The sequence below is a fragment of the Pseudomonas sp. GW460-LB5 genome, assembly GCF_059423245.1.
In genome coordinates this window covers 50,192-76,811 of sequence record NZ_JBWKXT010000005.1, presented here as the reverse complement: position 1 = coordinate 76,811, position 26,620 = coordinate 50,192, and the positions used below count along the sequence as shown (strand labels likewise).

Annotated in this window: 31 protein-coding genes; 17 read left to right on the top strand and 14 right to left on the bottom strand. The window is 62.7% G+C overall.

Features of this window, described 5'->3' with window-relative positions:
• The first annotated feature begins 18 nt into the window (after positions 1 to 18).
• Positions 19 to 669, top strand: coding sequence for an HAD family hydrolase (locus AC07XM_RS05700; protein ID WP_016484247.1), 651 nt, complete (start codon positions 19 to 21; stop codon positions 667 to 669).
• A 34-nt stretch (positions 670 to 703) separates the two neighbouring features.
• Here the strand turns inward: AC07XM_RS05700 and AC07XM_RS05695 are convergent, their stop codons facing one another.
• The gene (locus AC07XM_RS05695; protein ID WP_016484246.1) at positions 704 to 1,777 is read right to left on the bottom strand and encodes an aminopeptidase; all 1,074 of its coding nucleotides are present in this window, start codon (positions 1,775 to 1,777) and stop codon (positions 704 to 706) included.
• A gap of 84 nt (positions 1,778 to 1,861) precedes the next feature.
• Here AC07XM_RS05695 and AC07XM_RS05690 point away from each other — a divergent pair, with 84 nt between their 5' ends.
• Positions 1,862 to 2,275: a PA0061/PA0062 family lipoprotein gene (locus AC07XM_RS05690; protein ID WP_016484245.1), complete on the top strand. Its 414-nt coding sequence runs from the start codon at positions 1,862 to 1,864 to the stop codon at positions 2,273 to 2,275.
• Between the two features lie 55 nt (positions 2,276 to 2,330).
• Positions 2,331 to 2,744 carry a PA0061/PA0062 family lipoprotein gene (locus AC07XM_RS05685; RefSeq protein ID WP_016484244.1) on the top strand — a complete coding sequence of 138 codons (414 nt, stop codon included), beginning with the start codon at positions 2,331 to 2,333 and terminating at the stop codon, positions 2,742 to 2,744.
• Positions 2,745 to 2,778: 34 nt separating this feature from the next.
• On the opposite strand, the gene AC07XM_RS05680 is transcribed toward AC07XM_RS05685, so the two are convergent.
• A complete protein-coding gene (locus tag AC07XM_RS05680) occupies positions 2,779 to 3,012 on the bottom strand; it encodes a DUF1161 domain-containing protein (protein ID WP_102689246.1) in 234 nt (77 codons plus the stop codon).
• Between the two features lie 73 nt (positions 3,013 to 3,085).
• Complete coding sequence (locus AC07XM_RS05675) at positions 3,086 to 3,511, bottom strand: OsmC family protein (RefSeq protein ID WP_016484242.1); 426 nt, start codon at positions 3,509 to 3,511, stop codon at positions 3,086 to 3,088.
• 154 nt (positions 3,512 to 3,665) lie between these two features.
• Here AC07XM_RS05675 and AC07XM_RS05670 point away from each other — a divergent pair, with 154 nt between their 5' ends.
• Positions 3,666 to 4,670 carry an LLM class flavin-dependent oxidoreductase gene (locus AC07XM_RS05670; protein ID WP_016484241.1) on the top strand — a complete coding sequence of 335 codons (1,005 nt, stop codon included), beginning with the start codon at positions 3,666 to 3,668 and terminating at the stop codon, positions 4,668 to 4,670.
• A gap of 98 nt (positions 4,671 to 4,768) precedes the next feature.
• Here the strand turns inward: AC07XM_RS05670 and AC07XM_RS05665 are convergent, their stop codons facing one another.
• Together AC07XM_RS05665 and AC07XM_RS05660 are read right to left on the bottom strand one after the other, a co-directional pair.
• Positions 4,769 to 4,990 (bottom strand): DUF1161 domain-containing protein, encoded by a 222-nt coding sequence (locus tag AC07XM_RS05665; RefSeq protein WP_016484240.1) that lies wholly within the window; start codon positions 4,988 to 4,990, stop codon positions 4,769 to 4,771.
• A 100-nt stretch (positions 4,991 to 5,090) separates the two neighbouring features.
• On the bottom strand, positions 5,091 to 5,306 hold the full coding sequence (locus tag AC07XM_RS05660) for a dodecin (RefSeq protein ID WP_012269893.1): 216 nt from the start codon (positions 5,304 to 5,306) through the stop codon (positions 5,091 to 5,093).
• 148 nt (positions 5,307 to 5,454) lie between these two features.
• Here AC07XM_RS05660 and AC07XM_RS05655 point away from each other — a divergent pair, with 148 nt between their 5' ends.
• Positions 5,455 to 5,778, top strand: coding sequence for an ElaB/YgaM/YqjD family protein (locus AC07XM_RS05655; RefSeq protein WP_016484239.1), 324 nt, complete (start codon positions 5,455 to 5,457; stop codon positions 5,776 to 5,778).
• On the opposite strand, the gene AC07XM_RS05650 is transcribed toward AC07XM_RS05655, so the two are convergent.
• Positions 5,775 to 6,671 (bottom strand): LysR family transcriptional regulator, encoded by an 897-nt coding sequence (locus tag AC07XM_RS05650; RefSeq protein WP_060519829.1) that lies wholly within the window; start codon positions 6,669 to 6,671, stop codon positions 5,775 to 5,777. The genes AC07XM_RS05655 and AC07XM_RS05650 overlap by 4 nt on opposite strands.
• A 110-nt stretch (positions 6,672 to 6,781) precedes the next feature.
• On the opposite strand from AC07XM_RS05650, the gene trpB reads away from it, so the two are divergent.
• Both trpB and trpA read left to right on the top strand, forming a co-directional pair.
• A complete protein-coding gene (gene trpB / locus AC07XM_RS05645) occupies positions 6,782 to 7,999 on the top strand; it encodes a tryptophan synthase subunit beta (protein WP_016484237.1) in 1,218 nt (405 codons plus the stop codon).
• Complete coding sequence (gene trpA, locus AC07XM_RS05640; protein ID WP_016484236.1) at positions 7,996 to 8,805, top strand: tryptophan synthase subunit alpha; 810 nt, start codon at positions 7,996 to 7,998, stop codon at positions 8,803 to 8,805. Before trpB ends, trpA begins: the two co-directional genes overlap by 4 nt.
• Before the next feature lie 111 nt (positions 8,806 to 8,916).
• On the opposite strand, the gene AC07XM_RS05635 is transcribed toward trpA, so the two are convergent.
• Positions 8,917 to 9,249: a DOPA 4,5-dioxygenase family protein gene (locus AC07XM_RS05635; RefSeq protein ID WP_016484235.1), complete on the bottom strand. Its 333-nt coding sequence runs from the start codon at positions 9,247 to 9,249 to the stop codon at positions 8,917 to 8,919.
• A 52-nt stretch (positions 9,250 to 9,301) separates the two neighbouring features.
• On the opposite strand from AC07XM_RS05635, the gene AC07XM_RS05630 reads away from it, so the two are divergent.
• A complete protein-coding gene (locus AC07XM_RS05630) occupies positions 9,302 to 9,856 on the top strand; it encodes an NAD(P)-dependent oxidoreductase (RefSeq protein ID WP_102689245.1) in 555 nt (184 codons plus the stop codon).
• A gap of 31 nt (positions 9,857 to 9,887) precedes the next feature.
• Here the strand turns inward: AC07XM_RS05630 and AC07XM_RS05625 are convergent, their stop codons facing one another.
• Positions 9,888 to 10,787 carry a choline sulfate utilization transcriptional regulator gene (locus AC07XM_RS05625; RefSeq protein WP_102689244.1) on the bottom strand — a complete coding sequence of 300 codons (900 nt, stop codon included), beginning with the start codon at positions 10,785 to 10,787 and terminating at the stop codon, positions 9,888 to 9,890.
• Between the two features lie 108 nt (positions 10,788 to 10,895).
• Between AC07XM_RS05625 and betC the strand changes: the two genes are divergently transcribed.
• The 3 genes from betC (at position 10,896) to AC07XM_RS05610 (ending at position 15,043) form a co-directional block, all read left to right on the top strand.
• Complete coding sequence (gene betC / locus AC07XM_RS05620; protein WP_060519825.1) at positions 10,896 to 12,413, top strand: choline-sulfatase; 1,518 nt, start codon at positions 10,896 to 10,898, stop codon at positions 12,411 to 12,413.
• A gap of 14 nt (positions 12,414 to 12,427) precedes the next feature.
• Complete coding sequence (gene choX / locus AC07XM_RS05615; protein WP_102689243.1) at positions 12,428 to 13,351, top strand: choline ABC transporter substrate-binding protein; 924 nt, start codon at positions 12,428 to 12,430, stop codon at positions 13,349 to 13,351.
• Between the two features lie 126 nt (positions 13,352 to 13,477).
• Complete coding sequence (locus AC07XM_RS05610) at positions 13,478 to 15,043, top strand: SulP family inorganic anion transporter (protein WP_016484230.1); 1,566 nt, start codon at positions 13,478 to 13,480, stop codon at positions 15,041 to 15,043.
• A gap of 130 nt (positions 15,044 to 15,173) precedes the next feature.
• Here AC07XM_RS05610 and aroE read toward each other — a convergent pair whose 3' ends face one another.
• Complete coding sequence (aroE, locus tag AC07XM_RS05605) at positions 15,174 to 15,998, bottom strand: shikimate dehydrogenase (RefSeq protein ID WP_016484229.1); 825 nt, start codon at positions 15,996 to 15,998, stop codon at positions 15,174 to 15,176.
• Positions 15,999 to 16,023: 25 nt separating this feature from the next.
• The gene (hemF, locus tag AC07XM_RS05600; RefSeq protein ID WP_102689242.1) at positions 16,024 to 16,935 is read right to left on the bottom strand and encodes an oxygen-dependent coproporphyrinogen oxidase; all 912 of its coding nucleotides are present in this window, start codon (positions 16,933 to 16,935) and stop codon (positions 16,024 to 16,026) included.
• A 134-nt stretch (positions 16,936 to 17,069) separates the two neighbouring features.
• Between hemF and AC07XM_RS05595 the strand changes: the two genes are divergently transcribed.
• The gene (locus AC07XM_RS05595; protein ID WP_023047734.1) at positions 17,070 to 18,047 is read left to right on the top strand and encodes an NADPH:quinone reductase; all 978 of its coding nucleotides are present in this window, start codon (positions 17,070 to 17,072) and stop codon (positions 18,045 to 18,047) included.
• Between the two features lie 354 nt (positions 18,048 to 18,401).
• Here AC07XM_RS05595 and AC07XM_RS05590 read toward each other — a convergent pair whose 3' ends face one another.
• From AC07XM_RS05590 to dprA, 4 genes are all read right to left on the bottom strand, one after another.
• Positions 18,402 to 18,710 (bottom strand): hypothetical protein, encoded by a 309-nt coding sequence (locus AC07XM_RS05590; protein ID WP_023047733.1) that lies wholly within the window; start codon positions 18,708 to 18,710, stop codon positions 18,402 to 18,404.
• Positions 18,711 to 19,194: 484 nt separating this feature from the next.
• On the bottom strand, positions 19,195 to 19,638 hold the full coding sequence (locus AC07XM_RS05585; RefSeq protein ID WP_016489943.1) for a hypothetical protein: 444 nt from the start codon (positions 19,636 to 19,638) through the stop codon (positions 19,195 to 19,197).
• Positions 19,639 to 19,955: 317 nt separating this feature from the next.
• The gene (tsaC, locus tag AC07XM_RS05580; protein ID WP_011953122.1) at positions 19,956 to 20,513 is read right to left on the bottom strand and encodes an L-threonylcarbamoyladenylate synthase type 1 TsaC; all 558 of its coding nucleotides are present in this window, start codon (positions 20,511 to 20,513) and stop codon (positions 19,956 to 19,958) included.
• Between the two features lie 42 nt (positions 20,514 to 20,555).
• On the bottom strand, positions 20,556 to 21,653 hold the full coding sequence (dprA, locus tag AC07XM_RS05575; protein WP_016489942.1) for a DNA-processing protein DprA: 1,098 nt from the start codon (positions 21,651 to 21,653) through the stop codon (positions 20,556 to 20,558).
• 206 nt (positions 21,654 to 21,859) lie between these two features.
• Here dprA and def point away from each other — a divergent pair, with 206 nt between their 5' ends.
• The 5 genes from def to AC07XM_RS05550 are packed head-to-tail and all read left to right on the top strand — an operon-like array spanning position 21,860 to position 26,383.
• Complete coding sequence (def, locus tag AC07XM_RS05570; protein ID WP_012269876.1) at positions 21,860 to 22,366, top strand: peptide deformylase; 507 nt, start codon at positions 21,860 to 21,862, stop codon at positions 22,364 to 22,366.
• Between the two features lie 60 nt (positions 22,367 to 22,426).
• On the top strand, positions 22,427 to 23,359 hold the full coding sequence (gene fmt, locus AC07XM_RS05565) for a methionyl-tRNA formyltransferase (RefSeq protein ID WP_102689241.1): 933 nt from the start codon (positions 22,427 to 22,429) through the stop codon (positions 23,357 to 23,359).
• Entirely contained in the window at positions 23,356 to 24,666 is a 1,311-nt protein-coding gene (gene rsmB / locus AC07XM_RS05560; RefSeq protein WP_102689240.1) for a 16S rRNA (cytosine(967)-C(5))-methyltransferase RsmB, read from the top strand. The genes fmt and rsmB overlap by 4 nt, the downstream gene beginning before the upstream one ends.
• Before the next feature lie 23 nt (positions 24,667 to 24,689).
• Positions 24,690 to 26,063 (top strand): Trk system potassium transporter TrkA, encoded by a 1,374-nt coding sequence (gene trkA, locus AC07XM_RS05555; protein ID WP_016489939.1) that lies wholly within the window; start codon positions 24,690 to 24,692, stop codon positions 26,061 to 26,063.
• A gap of 11 nt (positions 26,064 to 26,074) precedes the next feature.
• Entirely contained in the window at positions 26,075 to 26,383 is a 309-nt protein-coding gene (locus AC07XM_RS05550; protein ID WP_023048056.1) for a tetratricopeptide repeat protein, read from the top strand.
• The last annotated feature ends 237 nt before the right edge of the window (positions 26,384 to 26,620 follow it).

Here is a 26,620-nt window from a genome sequence, read left to right as displayed (position 1 = left end):
CCGACTAACGAGACGAACATGCAACAGCAAAACATCCTCTTCGACCTCGACGGCACCCTGACCGACCCACGCCTGGGCATCACCCGCTCGATCCAGTATGCCCTGGCCAAGCTGGGCATCGACGAGCCGGACCTGACCCGCCTCGAGCACTTCATCGGCCCACCCCTGCTGCAGGCCTTCATGCAGTTCTACAGCTTCGACGAAGCAAAGGCTTGGGACGCGGTCAACTTCTACCGGGAGCGTTTCCGCGTCACCGGCCTTTACGAGAACCTGGTGTTCCAAGGTGTGCCTGAGTTGCTTGAAGCCCTTAACGGGCAGGGCCGCACGCTGTATATCGCCACTTCCAAACCGTGGGAATTCGCCCGCGAAATCGCCCGGCATTTCGCTTTCGACCAACACTTCAAGGTGATCTACGGCAGTGAACTGGACGGCACGCGTACCAACAAGGTCGAGCTGATTCGCCATCTGCTGGATGAAGAAGGACTGGACCCGGCGCAGACCCTGATGATCGGCGACCGCAAACATGACCTGATTGGCGCGCGCAGCAATGGCTTACAGGCGGTGGCGGTGGGGTATGGGTTTGGTAGCCGGGAAGAACTGATGGCAGAAGAGCCGGCCTACCACTTTGCGACCTTGGCCGAGATGCATCAGGCATTCATCAAGGCTTGAGTGCCCTAGGGGGCCGCGTTGCGGCCCCAAAATCTCACAGGCTAACCACCAGACGCTGCAGCGCCGCTTTCCTTTCTTCAATCGGCAACCGCCCCAACTGCTCGACCCGCTGGTAAAACCGAAGCCAGTCCCCACCCACCTCACGAAACACCGCCGCAAACGCCGGCACCCACTGGTCATACAGCCCGAACGGCAACAACTTGGCATTACTCATCGGCCCATACATCCAGGCGTCATAGCGCTTGTCGCCGCCCCACTGGCCATCACGCACCTGCCGGTACTCACGCCTCAAACGCTCAAACTCGGCCTGCTTGGCCAGCCGCTTGTGTGCATCGTCCAGCGGCCCGGCATAAATCGCCTGCAACCGCTCGCGGCTGGCCAGCACCAGGCGGATGAACTGGTCACGCTGGCGCCCCTGGTTTTCGCCAATGGCAGCCAGCCCTCGCGCCGCACGCCATTGGCGTGTGCCTTCCTGCTCTACGAACGAGGCAAACGATTCGTTGAACTCGGTATCGTCCTGCACATAAAAGCGCTGGTGGGCCAGCTCATGAAAAATTAACGTCGCCAGGCGTTCATCACCCCAACCCACCATCGATGACAAGATCGGGTCGTCGAACCAGCCCAGGGTCGAATAAGCCTCCACGCCACCGACATACACATCCAGGCCGTCTTGGCGCATCAATGCCGCCGCCCCGCGTGCTGCACCTTGCTGGTAGTAACCGCGATAAGCCACGCACCCGGCAATCGGGAAACAGTGCGTCACCGGCTGCAGCGACAGTTCGGGCGTGGCGAACACATTCCACACCACATAAGGCCGGGCTATGTCGGCATACACCCGATAGCTACGGTTATCCGGCAGTTTCAACTGCTCGCTGGCGAAAACCCGCGCCTGTTCAGCGTGCGCAAGACGCGAGCGTAATTGCGGTGACGTGGCCGGGTCGGCCACCACCTGCGCAACAGGCTGACGCGCACGCAGCAACTGAAACTGGCCCTCGGCCAGCTGCCCATAGTAGGCGACGCTGCTGCAACCGTTCAGCAGGATCGCCCCCAGCAGGGGAACCAAACGGGTGAAAACGCGGTCGAGTGCCCCAGGGCCTGAGCGCTGCATAAAAAAAAGTCGAAGCATCCGGGCTGTATGACTCGCTCAAGGCCAATTCGCTCCAAGACTATCTCGCCAAGGGGGAGTTTCGCCATGCGTGCATTGCTGGTCGCCGGTTCACTGTTGCTGATATCCGCCTGTTCCACGTTGCCAGCCCCGGACCCGAACCAGGCCTGGATCGACCTCACCCCCTACGACAACACTTCGCTGGACGCCGTGCAGGTCGATGAACGTGACTGGGCCGACAGCCGCTATTTCGAAGTACAGCCCGGCAGCCACGAGCTGACCGTGCGCTATCAGTTCCCGGTCACTCCCAGCAATATCGGCCCGGTCGACGAGCCGTTGTGGCGCGATTGCCAGGTCAAACTCACCTTCAAGGACTTCGGCGCCGGCCAGCGCTATCAGCTGCACGCTGGCAGTATCGGCTTCCGTCCCTGGATCAAGCTCTACGACGACCAGCAAAAAATGGTCGGCCAAGGCTTGCCGGCAGGCTGCCAACGCACCTGAACCGTACAAACGGCGCTATGCTTGTAACGTGTAAATCGCAAGTGGGAGTTTTGCCATGCGCCAGCCCATGATGCTGATCGCCCTCAGTGCACTGGGGGCTTGCGCCAGCCCCTTGCCACCCGTCGACCCCAAACAGGCCTGGGTCGATCTGTACACCATGACCCCTGGCCGGGTGATCATGGCCGACCGCCTCGATGGCAAGCGCCTGGAGGACGGCCGTTACTTCCAGGTAACGCCGGGCAAGCACGAACTGGTGGTGCGCTTTGATTACGAAATCTATTCAGGCGGCATCATGTCTGAACCCAGGGACCGAACCTGCTACCTGACCGTACGCTTTGACGACTTCAAGGCCGGCGAGCGTTACCGCCTGGAAGCGCGGGCGCCGGTGATGGAACCGCAGGTGCTGCTGTATGACGCGAGCCGCAAGGTACTGGTGAACGAGCCTAGCAACGTGTTCTGCATTCCGTGAGTCGGGGCTGCTTTGCAGCCCCACAATCCCGAATCTACTGATCATTCTTCTGGTAAATGATCTTCTTCGTGCCGCCATCGCAAGTGCCGACGACCATGTTCTGGTCCTTGACCTCACTGTTGGGCACGATCTCCAGGGTGTAGGACGGCACACCCTGAGCCTGGATCTTGGCCTCGATCTCGGCCTTGAGCTCCTCGCACGGCTTGACTGCCGCCCACGTGGATGTGGCGACCAGGGAAGCCAACACGGCGATTGCTACGCGAATCATGGAACGGCTCCTGAAAAGGCAGCGTGCTGCCGACGCTGTTTAGACTACAGCAAACCGCTGCCGTTGCGCCGCTTCAGCCCACGAGCGCCGCATCCAGGCTGATTTTGGCGTTCAGCACCTTGGACACCGGGCACCCTTCCTTGGCCTTTTTGGCAATGTCCAGGAACTGCGCCTCGCTGGCCCCAGGCACCTTGGCCCTGAGCACCAGATGCACGGCCGTAATGGCAAAACCGTCAGGCTGCTTGTCGAGTGTCACCTCGGCAGCGGTGTCGATCCGGTCCGCTGTCAGCCCTGCTTCCCCAAGCATCATCGACAACGCCATCGAGAAACAGCCGGCATGCGCCGCGCCAATCAGCTCCTCCGGGTTGGTTCCAGGTGTACCCTCGAAACGGGTGTTGAAGCCATACGGGTTCTGCTTGAGCGCCCCGCTTTCGGTAGAGAGCAGGCCCTTGCCATCTTTCAAGCCACCTTGCCAGATCGCCGATGCTGTCTTTTTCATACTGCCTCCTGGTCATTCGGTTATGTGGTTATGGATTCAGAGGCCAGCGGCTTACGGCAAGTTCAGACCAATCGCACAGCAAACATTGAATCCCCCGAATATGCCCATACAGAGTTACAAAGGCCTCTGGCCAACCACCTTTACGGAGGCTCCCATGACGCAGCTGCGTGACCTGAAAATATCCACCCTCGACCTGGTACCCGTGCGCGCCGATGCAGGCCCGGCGCAATCGCTGCGCAACTCGCTGGACCTGGCGCAACACGTCGAGCGTTTTGGCTACAACCGCTTCTGGGTGGCCGAGCACCACAACATGGACGGCATCGCCAGTTCAGCGACTTCGGTGCTGATCGGCTACTTGGCCGGGGGTACTTCGACCATTCGCGTGGGCTCTGGCGGAGTGATGCTGCCCAACCACGCACCGCTGGTGATCGCCGAGCAATTCGGCACCCTGGCCAGCTTGTACCCGGGGCGTATCGACCTGGGCCTGGGCCGTGCGCCGGGTTCAGACCAGATGACGGCTTATGCTTTGCGCCGCGACCGTGCTGGCGGCCCGGACGACTTCCCGGACGATGTCGAGGAGCTGTCGCGCTACCTCGGCCCACGTACCGACGATCAAAAAGTGATCGCCGTGCCGGGGCACGACACTGACGTGCCAATGTGGCTGCTGGGTTCCAGCCTGTTCAGCGCCCAGCTGGCAGGCATGCGCGGCATGCCCTATGCCTTCGCTTCGCACTTTGCGCCGCGCTACATGCACGAGGCCATTCGCGTGTACCGCAATCATTTCAAGCCATCGACCACACTGGACAAGCCGTATGTGATGCTGGGCATCCCCATGGTGGTGGCAGAAACCGACGAAAGGGCCGAATACCTGGCCACCTCGGTGTACCAGCGTATCCTGGCGCTGATTCGCGGCCAGAGCCTGATGCAGAAGCCGCCGGTAGAAAGCATGGATGGGCTGTGGTTGCCCCATGAGCGGGATACGGTAGGCAGTTTCCTCGGCCTGGCGATGATCGGCAGCCCGCAGAAGGTAAGGGCCAAGGTGGAGGTGCTGTTGGAGCAGACCGGGGCGGACGAGCTGATCTTTACCTGTGACCTGTATGAGCATGCGGACCGGATCCGGTCCTATGAGCTGTTGGCGCAGGCCCTCAAGACCGCCTGACCTTCTTCGCGGGCTCGCCCGCTCCCACAGGACTGCACGGGTGCCTGACCCTGTGTATTACCTGTGGGAGCGGGCGAGCCCGCGAAAAAGCAAACGCATCAACCGCGACGGTACACAATCTCTTTGGTACCCGCCTCGCAGCTGCCAATCACCTTGCCGGCCGGCTCGCCCTTGTTGACGATCTCCAGCTTGTAGCCAGTAACCCCTTTGGCATCGAGCTTGGCGGCAATCTCCGCCTTCAGTTCCTCGCACGGCTTGCCCGCCGCCAGCGCACCACCGGCCAGTGTCATCAGGCCAAGCGCCAGAATCAGTTTATTCATCGATCGCTTTCCTTGTGCAGATGAAATCAGAAAAGGCGCCGCCAAGGCGCCTCTCTTCTAAATACCCCATCAAGCCGGGATCATCCAGTCCCGCAATGTTTCAGCTATTGGCGATACGGAAGCCCACCTTCAACGTGACCTGGAAGTGCGCCGCCTTGTTGTCGCGGATATGCCCACGGGTATCCACCACTTCGAACCATTCCAGGTGCTTGATGCTCTTGCCGGCTTCAGCCAGGGCATTGTTGATTGCGTCTTCGATACTGGTTGGCGAGGAGCCCACCAGCTCGATCTTCTTGTACGTGTGATGGTCAGTCATGTTCACGCTCCTTGGTAACGGTGAAATTCAGCCTAGCAGCGTAGGCCCGGTTTACCTGCGAGCCGTCCGCCAAGGTGAAAGTTCGATCGCACTTTCGCGCAAGCCAAGGGTCGCAACCTTACAGCCCATACTGCAAAGGAGAGTCAACATGCACCGCAACTCGCTGCGTAAATCATCCCTGGAAAGCATGGAAGCAGAGATCGAGAGCCTTCTGAAAAGCCTGGAAAACCTCAAGCATGACGCATCGGAAGAGTCCCAGAAGTCGGTGAAGGCAATCCGCAGCAATGCCGAAAGCGCGCTGAAACATTCGCGTAGCTTGCTCAGCGATGCCTATGAGGAGGTAAAGACCCGCACTCGCCAGACCGGGATCGCCACCCGTGAGTACGCACAGGAGCACCCGGTTACCACAGCGGGCGTGGCGATTGGCGCCCTGGGTCTGCTGGCGGCCTACCTGCTGACCCGTCGCAACTAAGCCGCCTGCCGTTCCAATTCGCGGCGCAGCCACTGCGCCAACTGCTCGGCGCGCCCATCTGCGGCGCGCCGGGGCACCCACAAGGCCAGCGCTGCCCGGGTAGGGGAAAAGCCCCATGGCGCGCTGAGGCGCCCGGCCCGCAAGTCATCAGCCACCAGTGGTTGTGGCGCGATGGCCACCCCAAGGCCAGCAACCGCAGCCTCCAGCAAATAGTACAAATGCTCGAATGCCTGGCCATACTGCAACCCGGCCGGGTCCAATCCCTGTTGCCCTGCCCATGTCGGCCATGCTTGTGGCCGCGAGGTGGTATGCAACAGGGCCTCGTCCAGCAGGGCTTTGGCGGGCGCATCTCGCAAGCGATCGAAGCCGGCAAAATGCGGGCTAAGTACCGGCCCGATACGCTCCTCAGCCAGCACATGCACCTGCATGTCCGCCGGCCACGGGGGTTCAGCGTACACCAGCAATGCATCGAGCCCTGGACGACGTGGGTCGAGATCACCTTCCCCTGCGGACAAGTGCAGACGCAGCTCAGGCAAATCCGCCTTCAGGCGACCAAGCCTTGGGATAAACCAACGCGCCAGCAGGCTCCCCGAGCAGCCCAGCACAAATGGCGCCTCGCTGACATCGCGGCTGAGTTCTGTACACACGCTGCGCAACCGGTCGAAGGCCTCACCGCTGGCATCGCGCAGACGCACACCGGCATCTGTGAGTTTGATGCCACGCCCGTCCTTGACGAAAAGCGCCACCCCCAGGTGCTCCTCCAGCACCTTGATCTGCCGACTGACAGCGCCATGGGTAACATGCAGCGCTTCAGCCGCCTGGCTGACGCTGTTAAGCCTGGCGGTAGCCTCGAAGGCGCGCAGAGCATTCAGGGGAGGGAGATCGTGGGCCATTTTACCTGTGAGTTTTTCTGACAAGTTTGCGCAATCTTATCGGTTTTCAGCCGGACGTGCCGTGGTTACAGTAAAGCCCATCACTCATTCATTACGCCCTGGAGCGCCCCATGACCCAGTCCCAATACCGCCCCGGCCCCGACGCCAATGGCCTGTTCGGCTCGTTCGGCGGCCGCTACGTGGCCGAAACCCTGATGCCACTGGTGCTGGACCTGGCCCGCGAATATGAAGCGGCCAAGGCAGACCCCAAGTTTCTCGAAGAGCTGGCCTACTTCCAGCGTGACTACATCGGCCGCCCCAACCCGCTGTACTTCGCCGAGCGCCTGACCGAGCACTGTGGCGGTGCGAAGATCTTCTTCAAGCGTGAAGAGCTCAACCACACCGGCGCGCACAAGGTGAACAACTGCATCGGCCAGGTGCTGCTGGCCAAGCGCATGGGCAAAAAGCGCCTGATCGCCGAAACCGGCGCCGGCATGCACGGCGTGGCCACCGCCACCGTCGCTGCCCGCTTCGGCCTGCCGTGCGTGATCTACATGGGCGCTACCGACATCGAGCGCCAGCAGGCCAACGTGTTCCGCATGAAACTGCTGGGCGCCGAAATCGTCCCGGTCACGGCCGGTACCGGCACCCTGAAAGACGCCATGAACGAAGCCCTGCGCGACTGGGTCACCAACGTCGAAGACACCTTCTACCTGATCGGCACTGTCGCTGGCCCACACCCGTACCCGGCCATGGTCCGCGACTTCCAGTCGATCATCGGCAAAGAAACCCGCGCCCAGCTGCAAGAGAAGGAAGGCCGCCTGCCAGACAGCCTGGTTGCCTGCGTGGGTGGTGGTTCCAACGCCATGGGCCTGTTCCATGAGTTCCTCGAAGAACCAAGCGTACAGATCATCGGCGTCGAAGCCGGTGGCCACGGCGTGCACACCGACAAGCACGCCGCCAGCCTGAACGGCGGCGTGCCGGGGGTACTGCACGGCAACCGCACCTACCTGCTGCAAGACTCGGACGGCCAGATCACTGACGCCCACTCGATTTCTGCAGGCCTGGACTACCCGGGCATCGGCCCTGAACACGCCTACCTGCACGAAGTAAAACGTGTCGAATACGTCAGCATCACCGATGACGAAGCGCTGGATGCGTTCCACGCCAGCTGCCGCCTGGAAGGCATCATTCCAGCTCTGGAAAGCTCCCACGCCTTGGCCGAAGCCATCAAGCGCGCGCCGAAGCTGCCCAAGGACCACCTGATGGTGGTGTGCCTGTCGGGCCGCGGCGACAAAGACATGCAAACCGTCATGAGCCACATGGCCGCCCAGGAGAAACAGGCATGAGCCGTCTTGAACAACGCTTCGCCGAACTTAAGGCCGAAGGCCGTTCGGCACTGGTCACCTTCGTCACCGCAGGTGACCCGGGCTACGACGCCTCGCTGCAGATCCTCAAGGGCCTGCCAGCAGCCGGCGCCGATGTGATCGAACTGGGCATGCCGTTCACCGACCCGATGGCCGACGGCGTGGCCATCCAGCTGGCCACCTTGCGCGCGCTGGAAGCTGGCCAGACCTTGGCCAAAACCCTGCAGATGGTGCGCGAGTTCCGTGTGGATAACCACACCACGCCAATCGTGCTGATGGGCTACTACAACCCGATCCACCGCTTTGGTGTGGACACGTTCGTGGCAGAAGCCAAGGAAGCGGGCGTCGATGGCCTGATCATCGTCGACCTGCCGCCAGAGCACGACGCCGAACTGGCCACCCCGGCCCAGGCTGCAGGCATCGACTTCATTCGCCTGACCACCCCGACCACCGACGATGCGCGCCTGCCGCGCGTGCTGGAGCGCAGCTCCGGGTTCGTCTATTACGTGTCGGTGGCCGGTGTGACCGGTGCCGGCTCAGCGACCACCGAGCACGTGACCGAGGCCATAGCCCGCCTGCGCCGGCATACCGATCTGCCAATCAGCGTTGGTTTCGGCATTCGTACCCCGGAGCAAGCTGCGAACATCGCCCGTCTGGCGGATGGTGTAGTGGTGGGCTCGGCGCTGGTCGACAAGATTGCCCAGGCCAAAAGTGCCGATCAGGCGGTGACTGATGTATTGAGCCTGTGCTCGGCACTGGCTGAAGGCGTGCGCTCAGCTCGCAATTGATCGCGAGGGCTCCGCCCTCGTTCGCGGCACAAAGCCGCTCCTACAGGGTATTGCGATCACCTTTCAGGAGCGGCCTTGTGCCGCGAAGAGGCCGGCACAGGCAATACACATCTACCCACCAAATATCGACAGCTTCAATGGCCGCACGGCCCCCATCCAGATCGCATGATCCCGGTGGTCCGCCAGTTCATCCCCGGTTTCCGGGTGCATGAATACCACCAAACCCTTGCGGTACAGCGCCAACCAAGGCAAAACCACCCCCACCACTTCAGGCCCGAACGCCAGCTGGCAGCTCCAGTCCGGATGCGGCCCCACCGGCTTTTGATGCATGCGCCCCATGGTCACGGGAAACAGCCGCGTCGCCTCCTCGCACAGCTCCCGCGCCTGCTCCATGGTCGCTGCGTCGTAATAAACGTGGGCGTGGTAACCCTTGATCCTCTGCACGATAACTCCTGATTGCGGTCCAACCATCACCACCTGCAAAGGAAGTGATGCAGTGAAAAACGCCGAAACCCCAGTATTCAAACTGGTCCTGTTCGGGCCTGAAAGCAGCCTGGGCAAAGCCATGATGGCCGAGCTGCTGTCGCGCCAGCACGAAGTCACCGCCGTGGTCGATGACCTCAACCGCCATACCGCACGCCCGGGCCTGCACTTCAAGATAGGCGGGCTGGACGATGCCGACCAGGCAGAGCAGAGCGCGGCAGGCGGCTCGGCGGTAATTGCCCTGTTGTCGGCGCTGGCGCCAGGTGACTTGCCGGGGCAAGCACGCCTGAGCGAGGCGCTGGTGGCGGGGCTTGAGCGTACGACTATACGCCGGCTGTTGCTGGTGGGCGATTTCGCCGTGCTGGATGAGCCGGCCAAGTACAGTGAGGTAGAGCGGGCATATGTGGACCAGGTGGTTGATCGGTTGCAGCGCAGTGCTTTGCACTGGACCTTGATCAATATGCCGCAGGCGTTGCCCGATGAGGGGTGGGCACGCGTGGCGGCGGGGATGGCGGATATGCTGGAACTGGACCTGCACCGGGGCGAGCATCTGAACTTTGTGGTCTAGATCGTCGGGGCTGCTGCGCAGCCCCAAAATCTCAAAGGCTGCGCTCATCCTCCAGCCACCCCACAAACCGCTCGATCAGCGCCCCACGCCGCTTGCGCGGCGGCAGCACCGCGTAATACCCGCGCTGCGAGCGCAAACTCCCCTGCAGCGGCCGGCACAGCAACCCTTGCTCCACCAACCCATCCACCAGGTGCCCCCAACCGATCGCCACCCCTTGCCCGGCAATCGCTGCCTGAATCAGCAACGTATAGTTATCGAACCGCAACTGCCCCGCAGGCGGTGGGCTGGCCACGCCAAACCCGCGAAAAACGCCGGCCCAGTCAAACCAGCGGCTGGCCTGCTCCCCCTTCAAATGCAGCAAGGGCAACCGTTGCAAACCCACGGCTGACAAGGGTTTGCCAGCGGTCAGCCGGGGGCTGCACACCGGGAACACTTCCTCATCGAACAGCCAACGGCTTTCACCCTGATGAAAGCGCCCATCACCAAACAGCACCGCCACATCCACGTCCGGGCGCAACATCCCCTGGCTGCGTTCACCGGTCACCAGGCTCACATCCACCTGTGGATAAGCCTCGTGAAAGCGTTGCAGCCTTGGCATCAGCCAGAACGCGGCAAAGGCAAAGTCGGTGGCCACCTGCAGCACTTCGCGCTGACCGCGCCCGCTGGCTTGGGAAATGCCGTCATCCATGGCTTGCAGGCCCTGGTGTACCTGTTCAAACAACAGCTGGCCGGCCTCGGTGAGCTCGATGCCCCGATAAATACGGTCGAATAGGCGCGTGCCCAGCTGGGCTTCCAGGCGTTTCACCTGCTGGCTTACTGCCGGTTGCGTGGTGCCCAGCTCCAGCGCCGCAGCTGTAAACCCCCGCAGGCGGGCCGCGGCTTCGAACACACGCAAGGTATCCAGCGACAGCTCGGCAAGGTGCTCAAACATAAGCTCAGCTAATCCCAGTCATTGCCCGCCATGGGCTTTACCCATGTTATCCGCAGTCGCATCTTGGAAGGCAAGCAAATCGCATAACCCTCAACGATGGAAGCCACCATGACGCGCCCGAATATCCTGTTCATCATGGCCGACCAGATGGCCGCACCCTTGATGCCCATCTACGCCCCTTCGCCCGTCCAGATGCCGCACCTGAGCCGCCTGGCCGAGCAGGCGGTGGTGTTCGATTCAGCCTACTGCAACAGCCCCCTGTGCGCGCCGTCACGCTTCACCCTGGTCAGCGGCCAGCTGCCCAGCCGCATCGGCGCCTACGACAATGCCGCCGATTTCCCCGCCGATATACCGACCTATGCGCACTACCTGCGCCGTCTGGGCTACCGCACTGCGCTGTCAGGCAAGATGCACTTTTGCGGCCCGGACCAGCTGCATGGCTACGAAGAGCGCCTGACCAGCGACATCTACCCGGCCGACTATGGCTGGGCAGTGAACTGGGACGAACCGGATGTGCGCCCAAGCTGGTACCACAATATGTCCTCGGTGCTGCAGGCCGGCCCGTGCGTGCGTACCAACCAGCTGGATTTCGACGAGGAGGTGGTGTTCAAGGCACGCCAGTACCTGTACGACCATGTGCGCGAAAACGACGGTCGGCCGTTCTGCCTGACCGTTTCGATGACTCACCCGCACGATCCGTACACCATTCCCAAACGCTACTGGGACCGGTACGAGGGTGTGGATATCCCCATGCCCCGTGCAGAGTTGAGCCAGACAGAGCTCGACCCGCATTCGCAGCGCCTGCTGAAAGTCTACGACCTGTGGAACAAGCCGCTGCCTGTGGACAAGATCCGCGATGCCCGCCGCGCCTACTTCGGCGCCTGCAGTTACATTGACGACAACATCGGTCAGCTGCTGCAAACCCTGGATGAGTGCAACCTGGCCGACGATACCCTGATCGTGTTCTCAGGCGACCACGGCGACATGCTTGGCGAGCGTGGCCTCTGGTACAAGATGCACTGGTTCGAGATGTCGGCGCGGGTACCGCTGCTGATCCATGCGCCCAAGCACTTTGCGGCGGCTCGGGTCAGTGCCTCGGTATCGACCTGCGACCTGCTGCCAACCTTGGTAGAACTGGCTGGCGGCATTGTGGATAACAACCTGCACCTGGACGGCCGCTCACTGCTTGGCCACCTGCAAGGGCAGGGCGGCCACGATGAAGTGATCGGCGAATACATGGCCGAAGGCACCGTCGGCCCGCTGATGATGATCCGCCGCGGGCCTTACAAGTTCGTGTACAGCGAAGACGACCCATGTCTACTCTATGACCTGAGCCGCGACCCGCACGAGCGGGAGAACCTCGCCGGCAGCCCGGACCACCAGGCGCTGCTGCAGGCATTTGCCGATGAAGCACGACAGCGTTGGGATATCCCCAGCCTGCGCCAGCAGGTACTCGCCAGCCAGCGGCGCCGCCGCCTGGTGGCCGAGGCGCTGGCTATCGGCACGCTGAAAAGCTGGGACCACCAACCGCTGGTGGACGCCAGCCAACAGTACATGCGCAACCACATCGATCTCGACGACCTCGAGCGCAAGGCACGTTATCCACAGCCCGCACCCCTGGATTGAAAAGAGAGGCCGCCATGCACAAGTTCTCCGCCGCCGTGTTCGCCCTGGCCCTGGGCGCCGCCACGGCCCACGCCGCCGACAGCGACGCGCAATGCAGTACCGTAAAAATGGCCGACCCCGGCTGGAGCGATATCGCCACAACCAATGCCGTGGCGCGGCTGTTACTGGAAAGCCTGGGCTACCAGGTGAAAATCGACAGCCTGGCCGTGCCGATCATCTACGGCGGCCTCAAGGACGGCCGTGTCGACGCCTTCCTCGGCAGCTGGATGCCCGCGCATCAAGGCTTCCATGACAAGTTCATCGCCAACGGCGATGTGCAGCAGCTGTCGCGCAACCTGGAGGGAACCGAGTTCACCCTGGCGGTGCCCGATTATGTGTGGAATGCCGGGATAAAGGATTTTGCCGACCTGCAGAAGCATGCCGACCAGTTCGACAAGAAGCTGTACGGGATCGGCTCCGGCGCACCGGCCAACCTGTCGCTGAAGGCAATCATCGACAAGAATGAATTCAACCTTGGCCAGTGGAAACTGGTGGAGTCCAGCGAGCAGGCGATGCTGGCCCAGGTCGACCGGGCGGCGAAGAAACAGCAGTTCATCACCTTCCTTGGCTGGACCCCGCACCCGATGAACGTGAAGCTGAAAATGCATTACCTGACCGGTGGGGAAAAGTGGTTCGGCACCAAGGGCGAAGTGTACACGCTGACCCGCAAAGGTTATCCACAAGCCTGCCCGAATGCGGCGAAGCTGCTGGGTAACCTGAAATTTACCCTGGACATGGAAAACGCCATCATGGCGGAGGTTGTGGATAACAAGATCAGCTTTGATGACGCGGCCAGGGCTTGGATTAAAACGCATCCCGAGTTGCTGGAAGGGTGGTTGGCTGGGGTGACTACCAAGGCCGATGGCAATGCCCTGGAAGCCGTGAAAGCCAAACTGTAGTTTCAGACACGACGCGCCCCCTGTGGGAGCGGGTTCACCCGCGAATGCTGCGTTGCATGTACCGACGCTTTCGCGGGTAAACCCGCCCCACAGGGGACAGTGGACCTTTGGAAATGTGAATATCTCATGCATCGCATCATCCACCTGCTGCCCTTCCTCTCCTGGCTCCCCCGCCAATCGGGCCGCAGCCTGCGCCAGGACCTGCTGGTCGGCCTGAGCGGTGCCATCCTCGCCCTGCCACAATCCATCGCCTACGCCCTGATTGCCGGCCTGCCCGCCGAATACGGCCTGTACGCCGCCATCGTGCCGGTGCTGATCGCCTGCCTGTGGGGCTCGTCCTGGCACCTGATCTGCGGCCCCACCGCCGCCATTTCCATCGTGCTCTACGCCAGCATCAGCCCGCTGGCCGTGGCCGGCAGCGCCGATTACATCACCCTGGTACTGTTGCTGACCTTGCTCGGCGGCATCTTCCAGTTGCTGCTCGGGCTTATGCGCTTTGGCGCGCTGGTCAATTTCGTCTCCCACTCGGTAGTGCTCGGCTTCACGCTGGGGGCTGCCATCGTCATTGCCTTGGGCCAATTGCCCAACCTGCTGGGCATGGACCTGCCCAGCCAGGCCACGGCACTGAAAACCGTACAGGACCTGGCCAGCCATGCAGGGGAGGTCGACCTGCCTTCCTTTATTCTGGGCCTGGCCACTGTCGTGATCGGTGTAGCCTTCAAACTGTGGCGCCCACGCTGGCCGAGCCTGTTGATAAGCCTGATGCTGGTCAGCCTGCTGGCTTGGCTGTTGCCGGGCTACTTTGGCCATGTGCCAAGGGTGGCGGCGTTTACCGGGCAACTCCCACCCTTCAGCCCGCTGCCTTTGCTGGATCTGGAACTGATGCTGCGCCTGCTGCCCAGCGCCGTGGCGGTAGGCATGCTGGGGCTGGTCACCAGCCTGTCGATTGCCCGCTCGTTGTCGGCACGTTCAGAACAACTGATCGACCCCGACCAGGAAATCCGCGCACAGGGCCTGTCGAACATCGCCGGTGCATTTTTCTCCGGTTACCTGTCTGCCGGTTCCTTCACCCGCTCAGGCCTGAGTTATGAGGCAGGTGCCCGCTCGCCCATGGCTGGGGTGTTCTCGGCGCTGTGGGTGGCGTTGTTTGCCGTTACCGGCGCCGGCCTGATCGCGCACCTGCCGATACCCGCCATGGCTGGCAGCATTCTGCTGATCTGCTGGGGGTTGGTGGACCATCGGGCGATTCGCGCGCTGTTTCGGGTCAGCCGCTCGGAGTTTCTGGTGATGGCGCTGACGGCGGCGGCGACATTGTTGCTGGAGTTGCAGACGGCCATCTATGCAGGCGTGCTGGCTTCACTGTTCTTTTACCTCAAGCGCACGTCACGGCCACGGGTGCAGCAAAGCCGGGAAGGGGACGCGGATGTGTTGCGGGTGGGCGGGTCGATTTTCTTTGGTGCGGCGCATTACCTGCAGGTGCGCTTGCAGCGCTGCCAGGGGCCGCATGTAGTGATCGATGCCCGGCAGGTGAATTTTATCGATTACTCGGGTGTGGATATGTTGCACCGCGAAGCGCGGCGGTTGCGGAGATTGGGCGGGAGTTTGACCCTGCACCGGGCCAGGCCGCAGGTGATCGAGGAATTGCAGAAGCTGGAAGGGGTGGAGTTGTGTCCGATCCGGTTTGAGGAGTGACGCTGAGATCCTGGGGCTGCTGCGCAGCCCATTCGCGGCACAAGGCCGCTCCTACAGAGGATCGGCGTACGCAGTACTTTGTGGGAGCGGCCTTGTGCCGCGAATGGGCCGCAAAGCGGCCCCGGCAATTTCAGCCCCGAGCCAGTTGCCGGCGCAGCTCCGCCAACACCGGCGCCGTATCCGGTCGCACCCCACGCCAGATAAAGAACGCTTCAGCCGCCTGCTCAGCCAGCATCCCCAACCCATCGAGCACCTTGGCCGCACCCAGCCGGGTAGCCCACGCGCAAAACGGCGTCGGCTCCTTGCCATACATCATGTCGTAGCAAACCGTGCGCCCCGCCTCGACCAGGCTGTCGGCAATCGGCGGCATTTCTCCGGCCAGGCTTGCCGAAGTGGCGTTGATAATCACATCCACCGGCTCCTGCAACCAGGCAAACCCGCTGGCCACCACCGGCCCCAGCTCATCGAACTCACGCGCCAGCTGCTCGGCTTTCTCCACAGTGCGGTTGGCAACCACAAGGGACTGCGGGTTGTGCGCCAGAATAGGCTCCAGCACGCCTCGCACGGCGCCACCGGCACCGAGGATGAGAATGCGCTTGCCAGCCAGTTCGACGCCGGCATTTACCGTCAGGTCGCGCACCAGGCCAGCGCCATCGGTGTTGTCGCCTTGCAGGGTGCCATCAGCCAGCTTGCTTAGCGTGTTCACTGCGCCAGCGCGCTGGGCACGCGGGGTCAGGCTGTCGCACAGGCGGTAGGCCTCTTCCTTGAATGGTACGGTGACGTTGCCGCCGCTGCCTTGCTTGAAGAAGCCGCGCGCGCAATCGCTGAACTCGTCCAGCGGCGCCAGCAGGGTGGCGTATTCCAGGTCCTGGCCGGTCTGCTCGGCAAACAGGCGGTGGATCAGCGGCGACTTGCTGTGGCCGATGGGGTTACCAAAAACGACGTACTGGTCCATGACGGCTCCTTGGTTATCCACAGGCTTACTGGCCGAGCCAGTCGCGGTCTTGCAGGAAGTACTCGGTCAGGCGTGCTTCTTCGCTGCCGGGTGCGGCCTTCCAGTCGTAGCCCCAGCGCACCTGAGGCGGCAGCGACATGAGGATGGACTCGGTGCGGCCACCGGATTGCAGGCCGAACAAAGTGCCACGGTCGTAGACCAGGTTGAACTCCACGTAGCGGCCGCGGCGGTATTCCTGGAACTCACGCTGCTGCGGGGTATAGGGCGTGTCCTTGCGGCGCTGTACGATCGGCAGGTAGGCGTTGATGTAAGCATCGCCGATGGCACGGATGAAGGCGAAGCAAGTGTCGAAGTCCCACTCGCTCAGGTCATCGAAGAACAGGCCGCCGATGCCGCGTGGCTCGCCACGGTGCTTGAGGTGGAAGTAGCGGTCGCACCAGGCCTTGTAACGCGGGTACACGTCGGCGCCGAACGGTGCGCAGGCCTGTTCGGCCACGCGGTGCCAGTGAATGCAGTCTTCTTCGTTGCCATAGTATGGGGTCAGGTCGAAGCCGCCGCCGAACCACCATACGGCCTCTTCACCTTCCTTTTCGGCGATGAAGAACCGCACATTGGCGTGGGAAGTGGGCACATGCGGGTTGTGCGGGTGGATCACCAGCGACACTCCCAGGGCCTCGAAGCCCCGGCCCGCCAGTTCAGGCCGGTGGGCGCTGGCCGAGGGGGGCAGACCGGTACCAAACACATGGGAGAAGTTGACCCCGCCTTTCTCGATCAGCTTGCCGTCGCCAATCACCCGCGTGCGGCCCCCGCCACCGGCTTCGCGCACCCAGGCATCCTCGACGAAACGGGCGCCGCCGTCTTCTGTTTCGAGGGCAGAGCAGATGCGGTCTTGCAGGTCGAGCAGGTAGGCTTTCACGGCCTCGGTGCGGCTAGTCATCGGGTCACCAGGAACGGGCAGGGAAGAATTCGCGCGTAGCATACCACCGCCAGCGCGCGCGCCGCAGTTGACGGCGATCACGCAAAGGCGTCCGATAGAAGGCCTTTTCCCGATCCCGACTACAGGAGTGCGAGATGGCCAAGCGTATCCAGTTCAGCCAGCATGGCGGCCCGGAAGTGCTGCAGTTTGTGGAATTCGAACCCACCCCGCCCGGGCCGCAGCAGGTGCGCGTGCGTAACCACGCCATCGGCCTGAACTTCATCGACACGTACTTTCGCAGCGGGCTGTATGCTCCGCCGTCCCTGCCTTCTGGCCTGGGTACTGAGGCGGCCGGCGTGGTCGAGGCTGTGGGCGAGGGTGTCACACGCCTGAAGGTGGGTGACCGCGTGGCCCATGCCGGCGGCCCGCTGGGTGCCTACAGCGAAGTACATACGCTGCCGGAGGCCAACCTGGTCAAGTTGCCCGACAACATCAGCTTCGAGCAGGCCGCAGCGGTGATGCTCAAGGGTTTGACCGTGCAGTACCTGCTGAAGCAGACCTATGAGGTGAAGGCGGGTGATGTAATCCTGTTCCACGCCGCAGCGGGTGGCGTCGGTTCGCTGGCCTGCCAGTGGGCCAAGGCCCTGGGCGCCAAGCTGATCGGCACCGTGAGTTCTGCCGAGAAGGCCGAGCGGGCCAAGGCGCTGGGGGCATGGGAAACCATCGACTACAGCCACGAAGATGTGGCCAAGCGGGTACTGGAACTGACCGACGGCAAAAAATGCCCGGTGGTGTATGACGGGGTAGGCGCCGATACCTGGCTCACCTCGCTGGACTGCCTGCAGCCACGCGGGTTGATGGTGAGCTTTGGCAATGCCTCGGGCGCGGTGAGCGGGGTGAACCTGGGGATCCTGGCGCAGAAAGGCTCGCTGTACGTCACCCGGCCGACCTTGGCGACCTATGCCAATAATGCCGAGAACACCCAGGCCATGGCCGATGACCTGTTTGCGATGATTGCAAGTGGCAAGCTGGTTGTGGATATCCAGCAGCGGTATCCATTGAGCGAGGCGGCCAAGGCGCAGGCAGAGCTGTCGGCGCGCAGGACTGTGGGGTCGACTGTTTTGTTGCCTTGAGAAAAGCGGGGAATTGCGTCAGGGCGGCCCGGCGCACGCCTTGAGAGTTTCAGCGCCTGTGACATCGAGCGCCGCCCGCGCGGCGCTTCGCGGGGCAAGCCCGCTCCCACATCTGTTTCGGGCCAATTATTCCTGTGTCAGGTGGGTTGCAGCTTTGGTGCATGGCTGCAGATCGAGGAACCGCAGTTGCGCAACCCTCGATATCAAATGGAACAAACAAAGCGGGCAGCGGTGACTTCCCAGGAGGGATTGGCCCGAAACAAATGTGGGAGCGGGCTTGCCCCGCGAAGCGCCGCGCGGGCGGCGCTCGATGTCACAGGCGCTGAAACCCTCAAGGCAGGCACCTGTCAGCCCTCACACCTTCTTTTGCGGCTGCGGTGTCGACTCGATGCCATCGAGTATCGCCTCAATCACACCCTCCGCCATTTCAATCGCATGCAGGTTCGACCAGAACATGCCACGGCCCTCTTCGCGCATGTAGTCCAGGGCTTTGTAGCCGGTTTCGTAGGCGCTGCGCAGGTACAGGGCTACGTGGACCAGAGCGTCCTCGGCGGAAATGTTCGGGTTGACGGTGAAGAGCGGGTCATGGCCGGCGTCGCAGCGGCCGAAGGGGCGGGTGGAGGTGCATGGAAGGGGTGGATCGGGGACTATTTTCTTGCTCATGGGAATTCACCTGATCAGGGCGGCCGCTCAATCCGTTACCACACGAAATGGGTGGCAGCTGCACGCGGGGTGGTAAACCGGACGAATCCCAAACCCGGCAGGCTCGAAAGCCTCCCGCGCACAGCCGCCATGGCTGCCATTCAGAATTCGCACATCCGGGTTACCACACCCGATCGCCAAGTTATTCGGCGACGGTTTAAGCCTAAGGGCAGAGGTTCCCACTGAGAAGGTGATGGCAGAGGACGCGGCTCGTAGGATATTTCCGAAGTGGCCAACTGGACAGCCATTTTGGCAAAAATCAGAAAACCCTGATCCAGTAAAAGCCAACATGAAGCGCATGCACAGCGCGCTAGAAAAAGGTCCCGGCTTGACCGTAAAGATTCGGAAGGGTAGCCTTTGTGCTTGTGGATGTACTGGTGCGCCGGTTGAGTTTCAAGTTATCCGGGCGAGTGCATCCCCACCCTTTAGGCCGCTTAAGCGGCCTTTATTTTTTGGGCTTGTTTCTATCCCCTTTAGGGATGATGGAATAGAGCTCTGCCTTGGGCTTGCGGGCCGTCAGTTCAAAAATCGCCTCATCAAGGACCTCATTGCCATAGCCATCATTGCGGCCAATCGTGCTGCGAAGGGCCGTCATGTGCGTGGCGCCTTTCCAGATCGATGTCACCGCCAATGCTGCCTCAATCTGCAGAACCATGTCATCGATGGTGTAACCATCCCGTAATACCCGGCTCCTGTAGGCATGGCTACCAATAAAGACGATGCCTGGGTCCTCCAGCAGCGGCAAATCCTGCCCTTCTTTCTGCCTATTGATCGCTTCGAACTGATCGGCGGTGAATCTACCGATTTCCACCGCTCTGACCCGATGGTTGGACGCAAGCTGCTCGAGATTCGCCCTTATCAGGTATTCGGCATTTTCGAATAGCGGCATTTGTCCCAGTGCTCCCGCCGAATGACGACGGCCTTTGCTAGCGCAAAGATCGAGCGCCGCCCATGCGACGCCTGGCCATCAAGCTAGAGGGAGGGGGTTCTGCAGGGAAGGTGACGACTGACGACGCGGGCAGTAGGAATTTTCCCGAACTACGTGCCGGCCAACCATTCGAGACAAAATCAGAAAAATCTGCAGGGGTTTGCCGCCCAATCGCCGGCAAGCCAGCTCCCACACCGAGCGCACCGGCTTCAAGCCATGTGCAGTACCTGTGGGAGCTGGCTTGCCGGCGATCGAGGGCGAAGCCCTCGCCAGCGGTATCAGCCCGGGCGCACAACCTCGCCGGTTGCCAGGTTGCGAATCACACTCGGGTTCTTCCGCCCGCCCAGCGCCCCGCCAAGCACTAGGTCCAGCTGGCCGTGGAAGTACTGCTCCACCCGCAACCGGGTCTTCGCCGCCGGGCGCCCGCCGGGGTTGCACGAGGTGGAAATCAGTGGCCCCACCAGTGCGCACAGTTCACGCACCACCGGGTGGTCACTGACGCGCAGCGCCACCGTGTCATGCTGCCCGGTCACCCACTCGGGCAGCAGGTCCTGGTGCGGCACCAGCCAGGTATTCGGCCCCGGCCAGGTGCTGCCCATGCGGTCGATCCAGTCTTCGGGAAAGTCCTCGAACAAAAAGTCGAACTGGCGGATGTTGTCAGCGATCAGAATCAACCCTTTATCCACAGGCCGCGATTTCAGCGCCAGCAGGCGATACACCGCGTCCTCGTTCCACGGGTCGCAGCCCAGGCCCCAGACCGCTTCCGTCGGGTAGGCGATAACTGCGCCCGCCCGGATCTCACGTGCGGCTTGTTGCACACGAAAACTGCTCACCATTGCTGCTTCTCCGCCTGAATACCTTGCTTATGCGCAGTGTACTTAGCCCGCGCGGGCAAACCAACGCCCTGCTTCATTGCTGACCCGGCCTTCCAGCTCCAGCTCGGTCAGCTGCGCCAACACTTCGGCCAGCGGCAGCTCGCTGCAGTGTGCGAGGCTTTCGCTGGTTTGAGGCGCTGCATGCAGCAGGGCAAGCAGGGGATGGTCGAACCTGTCCACAACTGCAGGCGGCAGGTTCTGCCAACCCTTCAGGCTTTCCAGGATCTGCTCCACACTTTCCACCAGCAGCGCCCCATCACGGATCAGCTGGTGACAGCCCTTGGCCCCCGGGTGGTGAATGGAACCCGGAATGGCATACACCTCACGGCCTTGCTCGGCCGCCAGGCGCGCCGTGATGAGCGAGCCACTGGCCAAGCTGGCCTCGACCACCAGCACGCCCAGCGACAAGCCGCTGATGATGCGGTTGCGCCGTGGGAAGTTGCCGGGCAGTGGCCCGGCGTCCAGCGGATACTCGGAAACCAGCGCACTGCCGTTGTCGATCATCGCCTGCGCAAGCTCTTGATGGCGCTGTGGATAAAGTTTTTGCAGCCCCGTGCCGAGCACGGCAATCGTGCACCCACCAGCCTGCAACGCAGCCCGATGAGCGGCACCGTCGACGCCTACCGCCAGCCCGCTGGTAATGGTGAAACCTGCCTGCGCAAGGTAGCGGGAAAATGCCCGGGCTGTGTCGAGCGCCGGGGGTGTGGCACGTCTGCTGCCCACGATGGCCAACTGAGGGCGGTCGAGCAAGGCCGGGTCGCCAGCAACAAAAAGCAGCGGCGGGGCATCGTCGATTTCTGCCAGCAAGGCTGGGTAGCCAGCGCCGTCCCACATCAGCAAATGCTGGCCGGGGCGCTCTAACCAGGCCATTGCGGCCAGCGCGCCATCGCGGACCTCGGCACTGCGCCGGGCATCGATGGTGGCTTGGGGGATGCCCAACGCTCGCCAGGCCGAACCGGGAGCGCTAAGCGCGCTAGAGGCGCTGCCGAACGCATCCAGCAAGGTGCGAAAACGTCGCAATCCTGTCTCGGGCAGGCGATGCAGGCGTAATCGCGCCTCCAGTTCGGCAGGCGGGCAGAGCGACGAATGGTAACTGGGCATGGGGATCGTCCTTGATCGAAACAGGGCCATCTACGTGGCACAACCTGTGGATAACTCTGTGAGTAACACTTTGAAAACCTGTCCATTGGCTGGGGGCTATCAAGCCCATAGACACCCTAGACGAGCTTGCCAGGTGCCGAAATCCCCGTTTCCCTTTATTATGTGTGCTCAGTTTTCAACCGAACGCACAGTGACTGCCTGACCTTATGGCCATCTTGAACATTCTCGAATTCCCGGACCCGCGCCTGCGCACTATCGCCAAACCGGTGACGGAGTTCGACGACGCCCTGCGTCAGCTGATCGACGACATGTTTGAAACCATGTACGAAGCCCCTGGTATCGGCCTGGCCGCCACCCAGGTCAACGTGCACCTGCAGGTCGTGGTCATGGACCTCAGCGAAGACCGCAGCGAGCCGCGCGTCTTTATCAACCCCACGGTCGAAGAGCTGACCCACGACATGGGCCAGTACCAGGAAGGCTGCCTGTCGGTGCCTGGCTTCTATGAGAACGTCGACCGCCCGCTGCGTGTACGGGTCAAGGCCCAGGACCGCGACGGCAAGCCGTTCGAGCTGGAATGCGAAGGCCTGCTGGCGGTGTGCGTGCAGCACGAATTCGATCACCTCAACGGCAAGCTGTTCGTTGACTACCTGTCGCAGCTCAAACGCGACCGGATCAAGAAGAAGCTGGAAAAGCAGCACCGCCAGCAAGCCTGATCCCCCCCTTCCTGAAGGCTTGCTCCGGCAAGCCTTTTTCTATTTTGAAGCGAGAACTCCATGCGCATCGTCTTTGCAGGCACTCCAGAGTTTGCCGCCGAACACCTCAAGGCCCTGCTCGACAGCCCGTACGAGATCGTGGCCGTCTACACCCAGCCCGACCGCCCGGCCGGTCGTGGCCAGAAGCTGATGCCAAGTGCGGTCAAGGCACTGGCCGTCGCCCATGACATCCCGGTGTTCCAGCCGCAGACCCTGCGCAACGCCGATGCCCAGGCCGAACTGGCCGCGCTGCAGCCGGACCTGATGGTGGTGGTCGCCTACGGCCTGATCCTGCCGCAGGCAGTGCTGGATATCCCGCGCCTGGGCTGCATCAACAGCCACGCCTCCCTGCTGCCACGCTGGCGCGGTGCGGCGCCGATCCAGCGCGCCGTGGAAGCCGGCGACGCCGAGAGCGGGGTAACCGTGATGCGCATGGAAGCTGGCCTGGACACCGGCCCAATGCTGCTCAAGGTGGTCACCCCAATCAGCGCCGACGACACCGGCGGCACCTTGCATGATCGCCTGGCCGAAATGGGCCCGCCCGCAGTCGTTCAGGCCATCGCTGGCCTCGCCGACGGTTCGCTGCAAGGTGAAACGCAAGACGATGCCCTGGCCACCTACGCCCACAAGCTGAACAAGGACGAGGCGCGCATTGACTGGACCCGCCCGGCCGTCGAGCTGGAGCGCCTGATCCGCGCCTTCAACCCGTGGCCGGTGTGCCACAGCACCCTCGATGGCGAAAGCGTGAAGGTGCTGGCCGCCAACTTGTCCACAGGCAAGGGCGCCCCGGGCAAAATCCTGTCCGCCAGCAAGGACGGCCTGGTCGTTGCGTGCGGCGACCAGGCGCTGAGCCTGACCCGCCTGCAATTGCCCGGCGGCAAGGCGCTGAACTTCAGCGACCTGTTCAACAGCCGCCGCGAGAAGTTCGCCGCTGGCAAGGTGCTGGGCCAATGAACCCACGTCTCGCCGCTGCCCGTGCCCTTGCCGCTGTACTCAGTGGCAAGGCCTCGCTGAACAGCTCGCTGCCAGCACAACTGGACAAGGTCGATGAACGCGACCGTGGCCTGACCCAGGACTTGGCGTTCGGCACCGCACGCTGGCAGCCACGCCTCGACCTGCTGGCCGCGCAACTGCTGCAAAAGCCTTTCAAGGCCGCCGACGCAGATGTGCAGGCGCTGCTGCTGGTCGGCCTTTACCAGTTGTTTTACACCCGCATTCCGGCCCACGCCGCCATCGGCGAAACCGTGGGCTGTGCCGACAAGCTGAAAAAGCCGTGGGCCAAGGGCATGCTCAATGCCGTGCTGCGCCGCGCCCAGCGCGAAGGCGAAGAACTGCTCGCCGGCATGGAGCGCGACCCAGTGGTACGCACCGCCCACCCGCGCTGGCTGCAGAAGGCACTGAAAGCCTTCTGGCCGGAGCAGTGGGAAGCCATTTGCGCCGCCAACAACGCCCACCCGCCGATGATTCTGCGGGTCAACCGCCGTCACCACAGCCGCGATGCGTACCTTGCACTGCTGGCCGACGCGGGCATTGACGCCAGCGCCTGCCAGTACAGCCGTGACGGCATCGTGCTGGCCGAGGCCTGCGACGTGCGCGGCCTGCCCGGCTTCGCCGAAGGCTGGGTGAGCGTGCAGGACGAAGCCGCGCAGCTGTCTGCCGACTTGCTCGAACTGGCCCCCGGCCAGCGCGTACTGGACGCCTGCTGCGCCCCAGGGGGCAAAACCTGCCACTTGCTGGAGGCCGAAGCCGGCCTGGCGCAGATGGTGGCCATCGACCTTGAAGCCAAGCGCCTGACCCGCGTGCGCGAGAACCTCGACCGCCTGCAACTGGACGCCGAGCTGATCGCCTGCGATGCCCGCGACACCGCCAGCTGGTGGGACGGCAAGCCGTTCCAGCGCATCCTGCTCGACGCGCCGTGTTCGGCCACCGGCGTAATCCGCCGTCACCCGGACATCAAGCTGACCCGCCAGGCCGACGACATCCCGGCCCTGGCAACACTGCAAGGCGAGCTTCTCGACGCCCTGTGGCCGACCCTGGAAGTAGGCGGCATGCTGCTGTACGCCACCTGCTCCAGCCTGCCGACCGAGAATACCGAAGTGATCGGCGCCTTCCTGGCCCGCACCCCGGGCGCCCGTGAACTGGACCTGGCCACCGAGGCCGGCCTGCGCCAGCCCCACGGCCGCCAGTTGCTGGCCCAGGAGGGCGGCCACGACGGCTTCTACTATGCCAAGCTGATCAAGATCGCCGCCTCACGCGGATAAGACCAAACGGTAGGGAGTAGCGGATGAAGATCATCATCCTCGGCGCAGGGCAGGTAGGCGGTACGCTGGCAGAGCACCTGGCCAGCGAAGCCAACGACATCACCGTGGTCGACACCGATGGCGAGCGCTTGCGCGACCTCGGTGACCGCCTGGACATCCGTACCGTGCAGGGCCGCGGTTCGCTGCCGACGGTGCTGCGCCAGGCGGGTGCCGACGACGCCGACATGCTGGTGGCAGTGACCAACAGCGACGAAACCAACATGGTCGCCTGTCAGGTGGCCTATTCGCTGTTCCACACCCCGACCAAGATCGCCCGGGTGCGTGAATCGTCCTACCTGACACGCGAAGAGCTGTTCGACAACGACCATATCCCGGTCGACGTGCTGATCAGCCCAGAGCAAGTGGTGACCAACTACATCAAGCGCCTGATCGAACACCCAGGCTCACTGCAGGTGATCGACTTCGCCGAAGGCAAGGCCCAGCTTGTGGCGGTGAAGGCTTACTACGGCGGCCCACTGGTCGGCCAGCAGTTGCGCCAGATCCGCGCGCACATGCCCAACGTCGACACCCGCGTGGCGGCGATCTTCCGCCGCGACCGGCCAATCACCCCACGTGGCGACACGGTGATCGAAGCTGACGACGAAGTGTTCTTCATCGCCGCCAAGAAGGACATCCGCGCCGTGATGGGCGAGCTGCGCCGCATCGACGAAACCAATAAACGCATTGTGATCGCCGGCGGTGGGCAGATCGGCGAACGCCTGGCCGAAGCCATCGAGAGCCGCTACCAGGTGAAGATCATCGAGATGAACCCGGCCCGATGCCGGCACCTCTCCGATACCCTGGAAAGCACTGTGGTGCTGCAGGGCAGCGCCTCGGACAAGGACTTGATGCTCGAAGAGAACATCGCCGACGCCGACATCTTCCTGGCCCTGACCAACGATGACGAAGCCAACATCATGTCGTCGCTGCTGGCCAAGCGCCTGGGCGCGGGCAAGGTAATGACCATCATCAACAACCCGGCCTATGTCGACCTGGTGCAGGGCGGTGATATCGACATCGCCATCAGCCCGCAGCTGGCCACCATCGGCACCCTGCTTGCGCACGTGCGCCGGGGCGACATTGTCAGCGTGCACTCGCTGCGCCGTGGTGCGGCCGAGGCCATCGAGGCGGTGGCGCACGGGGATTCGAAGTCGAGCAAGGTTGTGGGCAAGGCCATCGAAGACATCGCCCTGCCACCGGGTACCACCATCGGCGCCATCATCCGCGACGAAGAGGTGATGATCGCCCACGACGACACCGTGATCGCGTCGGGTGACCATGTGATCCTGTTCGTTGTGGATAAAAAACACATTCGGGATGTGGAGAAGCTGTTCCACGTTGGCTTGAGTTTCTTCTAGGAGAAGAGGGCATGCGCGAATCGCTGGAGAAGATGCTGGCCAAGGGTGTGGATAACCCATTGCTGCGGTTCGGGCTGGGGAAGGCCTGGCTGGATGAAGGCAATGGCGCTGAAGCGGCGGTGCACCTGGCACGGTGTGTGGAGCAGGATCCCAAGTACTCCGCAGCGTGGAAGTTACTGGGCAAAGCGCATCAGTTGCAGGGTGACCTGGCGGCAGCGCGCAGGGCCTGGGAAGACGGGATCGTGGCGGCGCAGGCCCATGGGGACAAGCAGGCCGAGAAGGAGATGGCCGTGTTCCTGAAGAAACTCAACAAGGCCTGAGATTGCCGGGGCTGCTTTGCAGCCCATTCGCGGGGCAAGCCCGCTCCCACAGAGATAGCGTGGGCTGCGCTGAACATCGCGACACAAGGCCGCTCCTTCAGGTGACCGCGATCCCATGTGGGAGCAGGCCGAGAAGGAGATGGCCATGTTCCTGAAGAAGCTCAACAAGGCCTGAGATTGCCGGGGCTGCTTTGCAGCCCATTCGCGGGGCAAGCCCGCTCCCACAGAGATAGCGTG